The 14,595-nt window shown below is 75.7% G+C and carries 14 protein-coding genes and 1 pseudogene; 7 read left to right on the forward strand and 8 right to left on the reverse strand.

The genetic code is table 11. The features are described 5' to 3' along the window. Positions 1-56: 56 nt before the first annotated feature. Together IFT45_RS04000 and IFT45_RS04005 are read left to right on the forward strand one after the other, a co-directional pair. Positions 57-614, forward strand: coding sequence for a MarR family winged helix-turn-helix transcriptional regulator (locus IFT45_RS04000; protein ID WP_185231721.1), 558 nt, complete (start codon positions 57-59; stop codon positions 612-614). Continuing rightward, entirely contained in the window at positions 611-2,035 is a 1,425-nt protein-coding gene (locus IFT45_RS04005) for an L-serine ammonia-lyase (RefSeq protein ID WP_056052892.1), read from the forward strand. Before IFT45_RS04000 ends, IFT45_RS04005 begins: the two co-directional genes overlap by 4 nt. Positions 2,036-2,107: 72 nt before the next feature. Here IFT45_RS04005 and IFT45_RS17725 read toward each other — a convergent pair whose 3' ends face one another. Then, on the reverse strand, positions 2,108-3,349 hold the full coding sequence (locus IFT45_RS17725) for an Ig-like domain repeat protein (RefSeq protein WP_371810896.1): 1,242 nt from the start codon (positions 3,347-3,349) through the stop codon (positions 2,108-2,110). Between the two features lie 1,079 nt (positions 3,350-4,428). Between IFT45_RS17725 and IFT45_RS04020 the strand changes: the two genes are divergently transcribed. The 5 genes and pseudogenes from IFT45_RS04020 (at position 4,429) to ribH (ending at position 8,047) form a co-directional block, all read left to right on the forward strand. Beyond that, a complete protein-coding gene (locus IFT45_RS04020) occupies positions 4,429-5,133 on the forward strand; it encodes a pentapeptide repeat-containing protein (RefSeq protein ID WP_192126867.1) in 705 nt (234 codons plus the stop codon). A gap of 61 nt (positions 5,134-5,194) precedes the next feature. Next, positions 5,195-5,782 (forward strand): DUF1349 domain-containing protein, encoded by a 588-nt coding sequence (locus tag IFT45_RS04025; protein WP_192126868.1) that lies wholly within the window; start codon positions 5,195-5,197, stop codon positions 5,780-5,782. A 386-nt stretch (positions 5,783-6,168) separates the two neighbouring features. Further along, positions 6,169-6,810, forward strand: coding sequence for a riboflavin synthase (locus IFT45_RS04030; protein WP_192126869.1), 642 nt, complete (start codon positions 6,169-6,171; stop codon positions 6,808-6,810). A gap of 113 nt (positions 6,811-6,923) precedes the next feature. Next, positions 6,924-7,460, forward strand: a pseudogene (ribB, locus tag IFT45_RS04035) (3,4-dihydroxy-2-butanone-4-phosphate synthase); the annotation flags it as partial. Between the two features lie 80 nt (positions 7,461-7,540). After that, on the forward strand, positions 7,541-8,047 hold the full coding sequence (ribH, locus tag IFT45_RS04040) for a 6,7-dimethyl-8-ribityllumazine synthase (protein WP_185231731.1): 507 nt from the start codon (positions 7,541-7,543) through the stop codon (positions 8,045-8,047). A 74-nt stretch (positions 8,048-8,121) separates the two neighbouring features. Here the strand turns inward: ribH and IFT45_RS04045 are convergent, their stop codons facing one another. The 7 genes from IFT45_RS04045 to IFT45_RS04075 form a co-directional block, all read right to left on the reverse strand. Continuing rightward, entirely contained in the window at positions 8,122-8,922 is an 801-nt protein-coding gene (locus IFT45_RS04045) for a dienelactone hydrolase family protein (protein ID WP_185231732.1), read from the reverse strand. A 19-nt stretch (positions 8,923-8,941) separates the two neighbouring features. Next, positions 8,942-9,499, reverse strand: a complete 558-nt coding sequence (locus IFT45_RS04050) for a TetR family transcriptional regulator (protein ID WP_056052909.1) — start codon at positions 9,497-9,499, stop codon at positions 8,942-8,944. A 138-nt stretch (positions 9,500-9,637) separates the two neighbouring features. Continuing rightward, entirely contained in the window at positions 9,638-10,081 is a 444-nt protein-coding gene (locus IFT45_RS04055; RefSeq protein ID WP_219731548.1) for a GNAT family N-acetyltransferase, read from the reverse strand. A 70-nt stretch (positions 10,082-10,151) separates the two neighbouring features. Beyond that, positions 10,152-10,937, reverse strand: coding sequence for an NAD-dependent epimerase/dehydratase family protein (locus IFT45_RS04060; protein ID WP_192126870.1), 786 nt, complete (start codon positions 10,935-10,937; stop codon positions 10,152-10,154). A gap of 4 nt (positions 10,938-10,941) precedes the next feature. Further along, positions 10,942-12,357, reverse strand: coding sequence for a serine hydrolase (locus IFT45_RS04065; RefSeq protein ID WP_192126871.1), 1,416 nt, complete (start codon positions 12,355-12,357; stop codon positions 10,942-10,944). Positions 12,358-12,423: 66 nt separating this feature from the next. Further along, complete coding sequence (locus tag IFT45_RS04070) at positions 12,424-13,803, reverse strand: FAD-binding domain-containing protein (RefSeq protein ID WP_192126872.1); 1,380 nt, start codon at positions 13,801-13,803, stop codon at positions 12,424-12,426. Continuing rightward, positions 13,800-14,300 (reverse strand): MarR family winged helix-turn-helix transcriptional regulator, encoded by a 501-nt coding sequence (locus IFT45_RS04075; protein WP_192045359.1) that lies wholly within the window; start codon positions 14,298-14,300, stop codon positions 13,800-13,802. The genes IFT45_RS04070 and IFT45_RS04075 overlap by 4 nt, the downstream gene beginning before the upstream one ends. Between the last annotated feature and the right edge of the window lie 295 nt (positions 14,301-14,595).

A 14,595-nucleotide genomic window follows, 5' to 3' on the forward strand; every position in this document is an offset into this window, starting at 1 on the left:
AGAGTATTGCACGGCGGCGACCCGACGTCGGCGAGAATCAGTGCACAGGAGGCGCGATGACCGACCCAGACCCGGCTCACCCCGACGTGCGAGACGCGCCGGGCGCGCCCGCCCGCGCCGGGGCCCGCCGCGACGTCGTCACGGCCATGCAGCGGCTCACCACCGAGTCGCAGCGGGTCGCCCAGGCGTTCGCGGCGCAGCAGGGGCTCGGCCACATCGACCTGGAGGCGCTGCTGCACGTCATGCAGGCGGAGCAGCGGGGCGACCCGGTCACGTCGGGCCGCCTCGGCGACGTCCTCGGCGTGACGTCCGGCGCCGCCACGGGCGTCATCGACCGCCTCGAGCGCGCGGGCCACGTGCACCGCACGCGCGACGAGGTCGACCGGCGCCGGGTCATCGTGCGCTACGACGAGGCGGCCCGCGCCGTCGCCGGCCGTTTCTTCGGGCCCCTCGGCGCGCTGAGCGACCGCGTGATGGCGGGCTACGACGACGCCGAGCTGCAGACCGTCCGGAGGTTCCTCGGCGAGATGGCGGCGGCGATGGGCGAGCACGCCCGCACCGTCGGGCGGCCCGACCCCGATCCGACCTCGACCCCCGCCCCGGAGGCACCATGACCGACCACGTCTCGGCCCTCGACCTGTTCTCGGTCGGCATCGGGCCCTCGAGCTCGCACACCGTCGGGCCGATGCGGGCCGCCCGCCTCTTCCTCGACGGGGTCGACGCCGCGGGCCTGCTCGACGACGTCGCCCGGGTGGAGGTCGTCCTCTACGGCTCGCTCGCCGCGACCGGCCTCGGGCACGGCACCCCCTCGGCGGTGCTCGCGGGCCTCGCGGGCATGGAGCCCGAGACCTGCGACCCGCTGGTGGTCTCGTCGATGCAGCGCTCCGTCGAGCAGGGGGGCGGCCTCCGGCTGCTCGGCCGGCACCAGGTCGCCTTCGCGCCGAACGACCTCCGCATGGCGCCCCTGACCCGCATGCCGCGGCACCCCAACGCGATGAGCCTCGAGGCCCGCGACGCCGACGGCGCGACCCTCGCGCGGGAGGTCTGGTTCTCGACCGGCGGCGGGTTCGTCGTCCGCGACGGCGACGACGAGCACGTCGTGCCCGCCGCCGAGGCCCCGTTCGCCTTCGTCGACGCCGACGACCTGCTCCGGCTCTGCGACGCCGAGGGCGTCGGCATCGCCGAGCTGGCCTGGCGCAACGAGGTCGCGGTGCACGGCGAGGCCGCGGCCGCCGCGGGCCTCGCCGCCCGCTGGGCCGCGATGGAGGCCTGCGTCGACGCCGGCCTCGCCGCCTCCGGGGTGCTGCCGGGCTGGATGAAGGTGCCGCGACGGGCCCGCCAGATCGCCGAGATGCTGCGGGCGCAGGAGGAGCGGGCGACCGCGTTCGCGATCGGGGGCTCCGCGGTCGACCAGGGCCGCGCCTCCTCGTTGCTCACCTCCGACCTGCCGGCGCAGTGGCTGCAGGCCTACGCGATGGCCGTGAACGAGGAGAACGCCGGGGGCGGCCGCGTCGTCACCGCGCCGACCAACGGGGCCGCGGGCATCATCCCCGCCGTCGGGTACTACGCGATGCGGTTCCACGGGGTGACGCGCGACGAGCTCGAGCGCGGCTACCTGCTCACGGCCGCCGCGATCGGGTCGCTCTACAAGCGCAACGCCTCGATCTCCGGTGCCGAGGCCGGCTGCCAGGGCGAGGTCGGCTCGGCCGCCTCGATGGCGGCGGGGGCGCTCACCGCCGTGCTCGGCGGCACGCCCCGTCAGGTCGAGAACGCGGCCGAGATCGCGATGGAGCACCACCTCGGCCTCACCTGCGACCCCGTGGGGGGCTTCGTGCAGGTGCCGTGCATCGAGCGCAACGCCATCGCGGCGGGCACGGCGGTCGCCGCGACGCGGATGGCGCTGCTGGGCGACGGCAGCCACGTCGTCAGCCTCGACACCGTGATCGAGACGATGCGCCAGACCGGGCGCGACATGGCCGACAGCTACAAGGAGACCAGCCGCGCCGGGCTCGCCGTCAACGTCGTCGAGTGCTGAACGGGCGGGCGGGCCGCCGGGCGCGGCCGGGCGGGCACGGAGCCCGTCCGGCCGACCCGGCCGCCCCGCCGGTCAGCGCACGCGCAGCGTGACGCCCGCCGAGGTGCTGCCGAGCACGTCGGGCGTGCCCGAGTAGCGCACCGAGACCACCGGGCTGCCGGCCGTGGCGTACCGCGGCAGCGTCACCGTCGCGGTGCCCTGGCCGGTCGAGGTCAGGGCGACCGTCTGCACGGCGCGCCCGTCCGAGAGCACGGTGACCGAGCCGGCCGGCGAGGCGACGCCGGCGACGCGCACGGTGACGGTGGCCGTCGTGGCGGTGTTCCGTGCGGGGCTCGTCGTGGCGGGCGTGATCGCCACCGTCGAGCTCGCGGGCACGACCGTGACCGTCTGGGGCGCGCTGACCGACTTCACGAGCGACGTCGAGGAGGGCGCGAACGAGGCCGTGAACGACCACCGGCCGGCCGACGTGCTCGCGGGCACGACCCACGACGCGGTGCCCGAGGCCAGCGGCACGACCGCCACCGGCACGCCCGAGCGCGTGAAGGTCACGCTGCCGGCGGGCCAGCTGCCGGCCACCTGCGGCACGGTCGCGGTGAGGGTCGTCGTCGTCGACCCGAAGGTCTGCTGCGGGCCGCTGACCCGGAGCGACGTGGTCGTCGCGCCGGCCGTGACCGCGAGCGTCTGCGGTGCCGAGCCCGACGCCGTGACGGCGGGGTCGGAGGGCGTGAAGGAGGCGCGCAGCGCGTGGCTCCCCGCGGCCAGCGTCGTCGGCACGGCGATCGCCGTGCGACCGCTCGTGCCCACGGGAACGGTCGCCAGCACGGTCGAGCCGTCGACGAGGCTCACGGTGCCCGCGGGCGCCGTGCCGTCGGCGCGGGTCACGACGGCGGTCGCCGTCGCGCCGGCTCCGCCGTAGGTCTGCGAGGCGGTGGAGAGGGTCAGCGCGGTGGAGGTCGACACGGCGCCGCGGGGCCCGCGGAGGGAGACGTCGAGCACGGCTCCGCCCTGGGGCGAGAGGCTCGCCACGGCGACGGTGAAGCCGCCGCCGGCGCTCGTGAACGACTCGCCGGCGTCGAGGTGGGTGTCGCGGCGGGCGGGGTCGGCCGCTGCGTCGGTGCCGACCGCGAGGGCCACCGTCGTGGCGAAGCCGCCGGGCTGGGGGAGGGCGCGCAGCACGCGCACGCTGCCCGTGGCGGCCGAGCTGTCGAGCGCACACTTCGTGAAGCCGGTCGCGACGACCGTGCAGCGGGGCGCACCGCCGGCGAACTCGGCGCTCGACCGGTCGCGGCCCGTGGCCGTGCGGTACTCCAGCACGTAGTGCANGAGGGCAGCACGACGCGCTTCGTGGTCGCCGGGGTGCTGAGCGCGACGGTGCTCGGCAGCCAGCCGAGACGCATCCGCTGCGGGGACGACAGGTGCGGGCGGGCGCCCGACACCGAGTAGCCCATGATGTCGAGGTGGTCGCCGTACTCCTCGGTGGGGCAGGCGGCGTCGGCCGTGCTGCGGAAGTCGCCGGGGGCGCCGTCGAACGAGGTCGTGCTGCGGCAGAGCGCCGAGCCGGCGTGGCCGAGCCCGAGGTTGTGGCCGAACTCGTGCAGCAGCACGGGCACGCCGAGCTGCTGGCCGAGGCCGTACGAGCTGACGATCTCGCCGCCGTCGCCGCCGATGGTGCCGAACGCCTGCGTGCCGCACGCCTCGCGGGGCAGCACGAGCAGGTGCTTCTCGGTGCCGGCCCAGCCGTACGAGGCGAAGGAGCCGCCGAAGGCCGAGGCCTTGACCTTGCTCAGCGTCGTGGACGCGTCGCAGCTCGTGCCGCCGAGGGAGCGCTCCTCGACGCCGCCGAGGCGGACGTCGACACGGCCGCCCGACTCCTCCCACCAGTAGTCGTGCAGCGCGGTGACGGCGGCGTCGATCGACGCGCGGTCGAGCGAGGTGACCGTGTCGTCGGTCGTGGCGGCGGTGGCCGACACGGTGCTCACCCAGAGGGTGTGGACGACCGGGCCGGTCGTGGGCGCGTCGTCGAGGGCGTCGGCCCGGGCGAGCGCCGAGGGCGGCACGACGAGCTGGTCCTTCGGCAGGGAGGCGGTGGTCGGGGCGGGCGCCGGCGCGGCGCTCGCGGGCGCGGCGGGCGCGGCGACCGGGCCGGCGAGCAGCAGGCCGGTCGCGAGGAGGCCGGCGGCGAGGGCCGACGGCAGACGGGCAGGGAGGGATGACGGCACGGGGGTTCTCCGGTCGGGGCGGGGGAGGGGCGCGGCCCGACCGTCGGGTGGTCAGGGCAGCGGCGCGCAGCGTTCATGCATGCGCATGGAACTGATCGTGCCCCCCTCCTGCCGGGGCGGCACTCCCCAGAACGAGTCCGTCCGGTGTCGGCGGCCATCGGTAGCCTCGTCCGCATGGCCGCTCCCCGTCGTTCCTCCTCCCGCGCCGGGCGCTCGGGCGCCGCCCCGGGCGGCGGCACCGACGCGCCCCGCATCGACCACGTCGACCCGACCGGTCTCGTCGACGTGACGGGCGACTCCCTCGCCGCGCACGACGACCGCGAGCGGGAGCGCCTCGTCGACGCCGACCTCGCCGACCGCGACCTCGAGGGCGTCGTCCTCCGCGAGTGCGTGCTCGAGGCGCCCCGGCTCGGCGGGGCGCGCCTCCGGGGCGCGCGGTTCGTCGAGACGGTCGTCGCCGACTCGTTCGCCCCCGAGCTCGCCGCCGGGCGCAGCACCTGGCACGACGTCCGCGTCGAGCGCCCGCGCTGGGGCTCGGCCGAGCTGTTCGACGCCGACTGGCGCTCCGTCCGTGTCGTCGGCGGCAAGATCGACTACCTTAACCTGCGGGGGGCCCGCCTCACCGACGTCGTCCTCGAGGGCTGCAGCGTCGGCGAGCTCGACCTCGGCGGTGCGGAGGCCCTGCGGGTGGCCCTCGTCGACTGCCGCGTCGGCACGCTCGACGTGACCCGCGCCTCCCTCGCCCACGTCGACCTGCGCACGACCTCGTTCGAGCGCGTCGACGGGCTCGACGGGCTCCGGGGGGCGACCGTCGACGCCGTGCAGCTGCAGGTGCTGGCCCCTGCGCTCGCGGCGCACCTGGGGCTCGTCGTCGACTGAGCCTCGTCGCTGCGCCGCGCCGCGCCGTGTCGCGGGTCGGCGGCGGCGTAGCCTCGACCGCATGATCGACGTCGACTGGAGCACCGGCAGCTGGACGACCGCGCCCGCGCGCGTGGAGGTGGGCGACGACGGGATGCGCGTGACCGCCGTCGAGGGCAGCGACGCCTGGCGCGTCACCTCGTACGGGTTCGTGCACGACACGGAGCACGCCCTCCTCGCGCCGTTCGAGCAGGGCACCGCGGTCGAGGTCTCGTTCCGTCTCGACTTCTCGGCCCAGTTCGACCAGGCCGGCGTCTTCGTCAGGGTCGACGACGAGACGTGGACGAAGGCGGGCGTCGAGCGCAGCGACGGCGAGGACGGCCTCGGCGCCGTCGTCACGCGGGGCGTCTCGGACTGGTCGCTCGCCCCCGTCCCCGGCTGGCGCGACCGCGAGGTCATCGTCCGGGCCAGCCGCTCCGGCGACGCCCTGACCGTCCGTGCCCGCGTGGACGACGAGCCGTGGCGCCTGGTCCGGGTGTCGCCGCTCGACGCGGACGCGGCGGCGACGGCGGGGCCGATGTGCTGCGCCCCCTCGCGCGACGGCCTCACCGTGCACTTCACCGCCTGGCGGACCGGGCCGGCCGACGAGGGCCTGCACCCTCCGACCTGACCCGGCGGGGCGACGTGACGGGGCGTGACGGCGGCCGAGGCCGCTGTCGGGGCCCGGTGCTATCGTCGCCGGTGAGCAACGCGCTCCGGGGTCAGCGAAAATCTGAACCGGCGGTCACAGTCCGCGACCCGGTGCGGCCCCCAGACGGTGGTCGCCCCGGTTGAACCGGTGGAACTCCGGTACCGACGGTCACAGTCCGGAAGGGAGGCAGCGCGGGCCAGGGCTCGTCGACGACGGCGCCCGGGCTGGCCGCGACCTCGCGTCGTCCCCGGAGAGCCCCAGCAGGCTCACCGACGGAGACATGATGACCACCACCCTCGCCCCGCGGCGCCGGCCGACGCCGGTGCCCGCCCTCCCGTCTCTCCTGCCGACGGCGGTGATCTGACGTGTTCACGGGTCTTGTCGAGGAGAAGGGCCGTGTCGTGCGGCTCGCCGACGTGGGCGACAGCGTCCGCCTCACCGTGCACGGGCCGCTCGCGGTCGACGGCGCCGAGCACGGCGACTCCATCTCGGTCAGCGGCGTCTGCCTCACCGTGGTCGAGCGCGACGGGGAGTCGTTCACGGCCGACGTCATGAAGCAGACGCTGGTCACGAGCACCCTGGGCGACCTCGAGCCCGGCCTGCCCGTCAACCTCGAGCGGGCGGCCCGCGTGGGCGACCGCCTCGGCGGCCACATCGTGCAGGGCCACGTCGACGGCACGGCGTCCGTGCTCGAGACGGAGGAGGGCGACGCCTGGCGGCGCGTGCGCCTGAGCCTCGCCGACGACCTCTCCCCCCTCCTCGTCGACAAGGGCTCCGTCACGCTCGACGGCGTGAGCCTCACCGTCAGCGGCATCAGCGAGCCGGGGGTCGAGGAGGGGTGGTTCGAGGTCAGCCTCATCCCCGAGACCCTCGCCGCCACGACGCTCGGCGACAAGGCCCCGGGCGACCGCGTCAACGTCGAGACCGACGTCCTGGCGCGCCACGTGCGCCGCATGCTCGCCCTCGACGCCACCGCCTGCGCGCACCGCTCCGGCCGGGCGTCGTGACCGAGGCGTCGGGCGCCCGCGCGGGTGCCCCCGAGGCGCCTCGGCGCACGGGTGCCGAGCCCCTCGACGACGTCGCGACCGTCCTCGACCACCTCCGTCGTGGCCGGCCGGTCATCGTCGTCGACGACGAGTCGCGCGAGAACGAGGGCGACGTGGTGCTGAGCGCCGAGCTGGCGAGCCAGGAGTGGCTGGCCTGGACGGTGCGGGTCTCGTCCGGGTTCGTCTGCGCCCCGATGTCGGCAGAGATCGCCGACCTCCTCGACCTGCCGCCCATGGTCGCCCGCAACGAGGACGCCCGCGGCACCGCGTACACGGTCAGCGTCGACGCGGCCGAGGGCGTGACCACGGGCATCAGCGCCTCCGACCGCGCCCGCACCCTGCGGGTCCTGGCCGACCCGGCCTCCGTCCGCGACGACCTGCACCGCCCCGGCCACGTCATCCCGCTCCGGGCCCGGCCCGGCGGGGTGCTCGAGCGCGACGGCCACACCGAGGCGGCCGTCGACCTGATGGTCGCCGCCGGCCTCCGCCCCGTCGCGGCGATCAGCGAGATCGTCGCCGACGACGGCGAGATGATGCGGCTGCCCGGCCTCATCGAGCTGGGGCGCCGCGAGGGCGTCCCCGTCGTGACCATCGCCCAGGTCGTCGCCCACCGCCTCGCGACCGGCCCGGCCGCCCCCACCACCCCCGGCGACCTCCCCGGTCGCCCCGCCCCCACCGAGAGGACCACCGCATGAGCGGCGCAGGAGCACCCACCGAGCAGGAGCCCGTCGACGGCCGCGGCCTGCGCGTCACCGTCGTCGCCGGCACCTGGCACACCGCGATCAGCGACGGCCTGCTCGCCGGCGCGCTCGCCACGATCGCCGAGCTCGGCGCCGAGGCGACCGTCGTCCGCGTGCCCGGCAGCTTCGAGCTGCCGGTCGTCGCGAAGGCCGCCCTCGAGGCGGGGGCCGACGCCGTGGTGGCGCTCGGCGTGATCATCCGCGGCGGCACCCCGCACTTCGAGTACGTCTCCGACGCCGCGACGTCGGGCCTGCTCCGCGTGACGCTCGACACCGGCAAGCCGGTCGGCTTCGGTGTGCTCACCCTCGACGACGAGCAGCAGGGCCTCGACCGGGCCGGGCTGCCGGGCTCGAAGGAGGACAAGGGGCGGGAGGCCGCCCACGCGGCCGTCTCGACCGCCGTCCAGCTGCGCGACCTCGCGCGCCGCGCCTCCTCGGGGCGTGTCGTCGGGTTCTGACCCCTCCGGCGTCCTGACGACCGAGACGACGACGGCCGGCCCCCCGAGGGGGCCGGCCGTCGTCGCGGAGGGGGCTAGTGCTCGCCGAGGACCTCGTCGAGGAAGCCGCGCATCTGCAGCCACGAGCGGCGGTTCGCCGTCTCCTGGAACTGCGCGCCGTGCTCGGGGCTGTCGGTGCCCGGCACCGCGAAGGCGTGCATCGCCCCGCTGTAGCTGACGACCTGCCAGTCGCCGACCTCGGCGTCGCGCAGCTCGTCCTCGAAGCCGACGACCGCGTCGTCCGGCACGACCGGGTCGGCCGCGCCCGTCAGCACGAGCAGGGGGGCCTTGACGGCTCCCTTCTCGGCGGGCGCCCCGGTGCCGAGGCCGCCGTGGAACGACACGACCCCCGCCACGTCGGCGCCCGAGCGGGCGAGCTCGAGGGCCCCGGAGCCGCCGAAGCAGTAGCCCATCACGGCGATGCGCTCGGGGTCGACTCCGGGCTCGGAGCGGAGGCGCTCCAGGTTGGCGGTGAGGCGGGCGCGGAACGCCGCGACGTCGCCGTACCAGGCGCCGGCCTCGGCCGCCGCCTCGCCGGGGCCGGGGCGGACGCCCTGGCCGTAGACGTCGCCGGCCAGCGCCACGTAGCCGAGGCGCGCCAGCATCTGGGCGCGCACCTTGACGTGGTCGACGACGCCGAACCAGTCGTGCAGCACGAGCACCGCGGGCCGGAGGGCGCCGTCGGCGTCGCCGGGCGTGGCGAGGAAGCCCTCGAGGGGCGTGCCGTCGTGGTCGTAGACCACGTCGCCCGCCTCGACGGTGCCGGTGTCGGGCACGCTGTCGAGCAGGTCGCGGAGGTCGGGGGAGAGGTCGGGGGCAGGGGTCGTCGTGGTCACCCCGTGACGGTACTCCCGCTCAGCCGACGAGTCGCCGGACCGCCTGCTCGACGACGTCGCACCGCCGCTGGTGCGGGCCCTGGTGCAGGTTCGTCGCGGTCGGCGTGACGAACCAGGCCAGCACGCTGCCGAACACCATCGTCAGCAGCTCGTCGGCGTCCCAGTCGGAGGGGATGTCGCCCGAGGCCTGCGCCGCCCGGACGGCCTCGCGGCGCCGGTCGAGCTGCTCGTGGTCGACGACCCCGGGGCTCGGCAGCGTGACGCCCTCGATCTGCCCCCAGAGCAGCAGGCGTGCGTCGTCGGCGTGCGTCGCGAGGTGGTCGTAGAGCCTGCTCGCCCACTGCGGCAGGTCGTGGGCGTCGAACGGGACGGCCTCGAGCCAGCGGTCGATGCTCTCGCCCAGGGCGGCGTCGAACAGGTCGCGCTTCGTCGAGAAGTGGGCGTAGAGCCGCTCCTTGCTCGCCTCGGCCTCGCGGGCGATGGAGTCGACGCGGGCACCGGCGAGGCCGCGGGCGGCGAACTCGGCGTGCGCCGCCTCGAGGATGCGGTCCCGCGGAGGGGTGGCTCGACGTGGCATGGCCCGAGCTTAGGGCGCGGGCGGACCGGACGGAACGGTCCGGACGACCCCCGTCCAGGTCCGGCCAGGACGGGGGACGGGGGCCGGGCGCGGGCGGGGCGTGGGCGGCGGGCGGGGCGGCCCAGCGGGAGGCGCTGGTCAGGCGGCCGGGACGACCCGCGACATCGGCACGTGCGGGATGCCGTCCTCCAGGAAGGGCTCGCCGTCCACGACGAAGCCGAAGCGCGCGTACCAGCCCTCGAGGTGCGCCTGGGCGTCGAGCCGCACGAGGCGGCCGGGGCAGTCAGCGAGGGCCCGCTCCATCAGCTGGGCGGCGAGCCCGCGGCCGCGGGCCGACGCGGCGGTCGCGACGCGGCCGATCCGCCGGTCGTCGCCGTCGCAGAGCAGCCGGACCGTGGCCAGCACCTCGCCGTCCTCCTCGACCCAGAGCATCTGCGCGTCGGGCTCGACGTCGCGCCCGTCGAGCTCGGGGTAGGGGCACTCCTGCTCGACGACGAAGACGTCGACCCGCAGCTTCAGCAGCCCGTAGAGCGCGAGGGGGTCGATGTCACGGACGGCGGAGTCGCGGTGCAGGAGGGTCACGGAGCCACGGTAGCGTCCGGTCGCCCCGAGCACGTCACCGGCGCCCGCCCCGGCGCCGCGTCGGCGCCGCTCACATGGGCTCCCCGAGCGGGTGGTCGACGAAGCTGCCGCCGATCGGCGTCGAGCCCCCCACCGGCGGCTCGTCGACCTCGTCGGCGTACGCCTCGGCGTCGTCGACCGGGTGGTAGCCGACGGCCTCGCCGGCCGCGAGGGAGACCGGTCGACGCGTGTTGCGCGAGACGCCCCAGACGACGTGGTGGCCGGTGGCCGTGGTGGTCAGGGCGGCCTCGACGAGGCGGGCCGCGTCGCCGGCCGACAGCCAGGTGCCGAGGCTCCGGGCGTCGAAGGGCCGCTCGACCGCCGTCATGATCCGGGCCGAGACGACGAGCTGGCCCGCGCGGTCGGCGTAGAGGCTGCCCATGGCCTCGAGCACGACCTTGCTCAGGCCGTAGAACGTGTCGGGCCGCGCGGCCGGCACCGCGTGCTCGGCCGCGGCGTCCCAGGGCAGGTAGCCCGCGGCGTGCACCGAGCTCGCGGCGAGGACGCGCCGCACGCCGGCCCGCACGGCGGCCTCGTGCACCGCGTGTGCCCCCTCGACGTTGACGTCGCGGATGTCCTCCCACGACCGCTCGTCGGCGTGCGCGGCGAGGTGCACGACGAGGTCGGCGCCGCGGAGCGCCTCCGTCAGGGCCTCGAGGTCGGTCACCCCGACGACCGCGGCGGACTCGGTCGGCGCGAGCGGGCCGGCCGGGGCGACCAGGTCGAGCAGGCGCACCTCGTGCCCCGCGGCGGCGAGGTGCGGCCGGATCATGGCCGCGACCTTGCCGGCGCCCCCGGTGACGGCGATGACCGACACGGCGTCAGCGCCCGGTGTCGGCGCGCACCGACAGGGTCTGCACGCGGGGAGGGTCCTCCGGGGTCAGCCGGACCTCGAGCCGCAGGGCCCCGCGTCGCCCGGGCAGCCACCACACGCGGTGCGACGGGGTCGCCGACTCGGCGGCGGGCACCTCGCCCGCGCCCTCGTCGTCGTGGTCGAGCAGTCCGCCGACCGCCTCGAGCTCGCGGGCCCACAGGGCTCGGCGGCGCACGAGCGGCACGTCGAGCTCGACGTTCTCGCTGAGGAAGCCCGCCGGCACCTCGCGCCCGCGCACGACGGCCTCGACCAGGGGCATCGCGGCGAGGGTCTCGGGCCACGGAGCGACGACGACCCGCGCCTCCGCCGTGTCGGCCATCATGCCGTCGAGGGCCCGGCTGACGGGCACGGCGACCTGGGCGTAGGTGGCGTTCTCGAGGCCCACGGCGCCGAGGCCGGTGGCGGTCTGCCAGCGCATGTGGGCGGAGAAGCCGGGGTAGCCGCCGGAGTGCGACACGACGGTGCCGAAGTCGGGGTACTCCTCGACGAAGAGGCCGAAGCCGTAGCCCGAGGGGTGCGCACCCCGGCCGGGCACGAGCCGGTGGAGCTGCTGCATCTCGCGGCGGGAGGCGCGGCTCAGCACCCCGTCGACGTCGCCGCGGCCCTCGGGGTCGAACGCCGACGACAGCCACCGGGCCCAGCGGGCGAGGTCGGTCGTGGTGCTGAACAGCCCCCCGATGGGCGAGAACGCGCCGGGGCCCGAGAAGGGCAGGGGCTCCCACCCGTCGTCGACCGGCCGGTGCCCGACGGCGACGCCTCCGGTGGCGGGCACGTCGGCCTCGAAGCCGGTCGACGGCAGCCCGAGAGGGCCGAGGAGCGTCTGCTCGACGACCTCGCGGTAGGGCCGGCCGGCCGCGCTCGCGACGACGCGCCCGAGCAGGGCCCAGCCCAGGTTCGAGTACGCGAAGGTCGTGCCGGGCACGCTGTCGAAGCGCAGACCGCGCCGCAGCAGGGCGTCGAGCTCGTCGTCGGTGATCGACTCCTGGCGGTCGCCCCAGGGGTCGTCGGTCGGCAGGCCGCCCGACATCGTCATCAGCATCCGCACCGTCGGCACGGGCGAGTCGCCCGTGGGCAGCGCGACGTCGGCGAAGGCGGGCACGAAGTCGGTGACGGGCGCGTCGAGCACGAGCTGCCCCGCGTCGCGGAGCGCCAGCAGCGCCGCCGCGGTGAAGCTCTTCGTGCAGGAGGCGATCCGGTAGGCGGTGTGCGGCCCCGGCAGGGCGCCCGCGACCTCGCCGCGGGCGCCGTGGTGCGTGACGCCGTCGTGGTCGAAGGTGGCGAACACGACGCTGGGCGCTCGACGTTCGGCCTGGCGCGCGTCGAAGACGGCGTCGATGCCGGAGGGGCGGGCTGGGTCGGTCATGGTGCCTCTCGGTGCTCGGTGCTCGGTGCTCGGTGCTCGGTGCTCGGTGCTCGGGCGGTGCGGCGGTCAGGGCGACGCGGGGGAGGCGCGGCGCATCGTCTCGTAGGCGTCGAGGGCGCGGCGCCGCGACTCCTTCAGGTCGACCATCGGCTCGGGGTAGTCGTCGGTGTCGATCTCGGGCACCCATGCCCGGACGTAGTTGCGCTCCTTGTCGAACTTCTCGCCCTGCAGCACGGGGTTGAAGACCCGGAAGTAGGGGGCGGCATCGGCGCCGGAGCCCGCCGTCCACTGCCAGTTGGCGGGGTTGTTCGCCTCGTCGGCGTCGACGAGGGTGTCCCAGAACCACTGCTCGCCGACCCGCCAGTCGACCAGGAGGTTCTTGATCAGGAAGCTCGCCGTCACCATCCGCACCCGGTTGTGCATCCACCCGGTGGTCCAGAGCTGGCGCATGCCGGCGTCGACGAGCGGCACGCCCGTGCGGCCCTGACGCCAGGCGTCGATCTCGGACTCGGGGACGTCGGCCCACGGGAAGGCCTCGAACTCGGGGCGGTAGCTGACCGTCGCCAGGTCGGGCGACGAGAAGAGGATGGTGTGGTTGAACTCGCGCCAGACCACCTCGCGGAGGAACGACTGCGCCCGCTCCCGCGAGGCGGGCGGGAGGTCGCCCCGCATGCGGTGCCAGATCTGGAACGGGCTGACCTCGCCGAAGCGCAGCCGGGGCGACATGCGGCTCGTCGCCTCCTGGGCGGGGAAGTCGCGCTCGCCGTAGTCGGCGAGGTGGCCCGTGGCGAACTCCTCCAGGGCGTCCAGTGCGGCGGCCTCGCCCGGGGTCCACGTCTCTCGGAGCCCGGCGGCCCAGTCGGGGCTCGTCGGCAGCAGCTGCCACGCGTCGAGGTCGTCGCTGGCGGGCGGGGCCTCCGGGGGCCGCACGGCGTCGGGAGCGTCGAGTGGGTGCCGGGGCTCGGGCCGGTCGAGGCAGGCCCGCCAGAACGGCGTGAAGACCTTGAACGGCTGGCCCTGGCCGGTCTGCACCGTCCACGGCTCGAAGAGGAGGTTCGCCTGGAAGCTCTCGGCCACGAGGCCCTCGTCGCGGAGCGCGGTCTTCAGGGCCGCGTCGGTGTCGCGGGGCACCTTGCCGTAGCGGCGGTTCCAGTAGACGGCGCCGGCGCCGACCTCGGCTACGACGGCCGGGAGCACCTCGGCGGCGGGGCCGCGGCGGAGCGTCAGGCCGGCCCCGAGCTCGCGGAGCGCGCCGTCGAGCGCCACCAGGCTGTGGTGGAGCCACCAGCGCGCGGCCCCGCCGAGAGGGCGGATGCCCGGGGTCTCGTCGTCGAGCACGACGAGCACGACCACGGGCTCGCCGCGGTCGACCGCGGCGACGAGGGCGGGGTTGTCGGCGACGCGGAGGTCGTCGCGCAGCCAGACGACGGAGGGGGACGAGGTCACGAGGCGGCACCGACCTCGGCGTCGGCCCTGGTCGTCGCGCCCGGGTCGCCGGGGCTGCCCGTCGTCTCGCCCAGGCGGAGGCGCGTGCAGAGGTCGGTCAGCGCGACGAGCTCGTCGTGGTCGAGGCTGCCGCCCACGCGGCGCCTGATGGCGGCTGCGTGGTCGACGGCGGTGCGCCGGTAGAGGTCGTAGCCGTGGTCGGTGAGGGCGACGATGATGCCGCGCCCGTCGCCGGGGTCGGTCTGCTTCTCGACGACCCCCTTGCTCGCCAGGCGGTCGACGAGGCGGCTGATGCTCGGCTGGGTGAGCAGGAGGTGCCGGGTGAGGTCGCGGATGCGGGCCCGCCGCTCGGGCTGGCTCGACAGGTTGAAGAGGACGTCGTACTCGTTGAACGAGATGTCGTCGGTGGGGAAGGCGGCGTTCAGCTCGCGCATGATGCTCACCTGTGCTCGGAACAGGGCCTCCCAGGCCCCGACGGCCACGGCTGTCTCGCTCATGTCGCCACCTCGTCTCGTGTCGACGTCGAGTCTACGAAGAACGGCCGACAGGGGGACGCCGTGCGGCGGTCACGAGACAGGCGAGCCGGCCCACGCGCCGGCGAGCGAGCGTCGGGGTCGAGTCGGGCCCGGACGTGACAGAGGGCCGGTCGCGAGGCGACCGGCCCTCTTCCCTTGCACCAAGAGTGTCCTGCAATCACATTCCGTGTCGGCTGCCACAGCAAACAACCTCAACGCGGTCAATCTATAACGGTGCGGTAACGGAGGTCTAGTTACCGAACCGTTATCTTGCTGG

Source organism: Frigoribacterium sp. CFBP 13707, assembly GCF_014842245.1.
GTDB lineage: Bacteria > Actinomycetota > Actinomycetes > Actinomycetales > Microbacteriaceae > Frigoribacterium > Frigoribacterium endophyticum.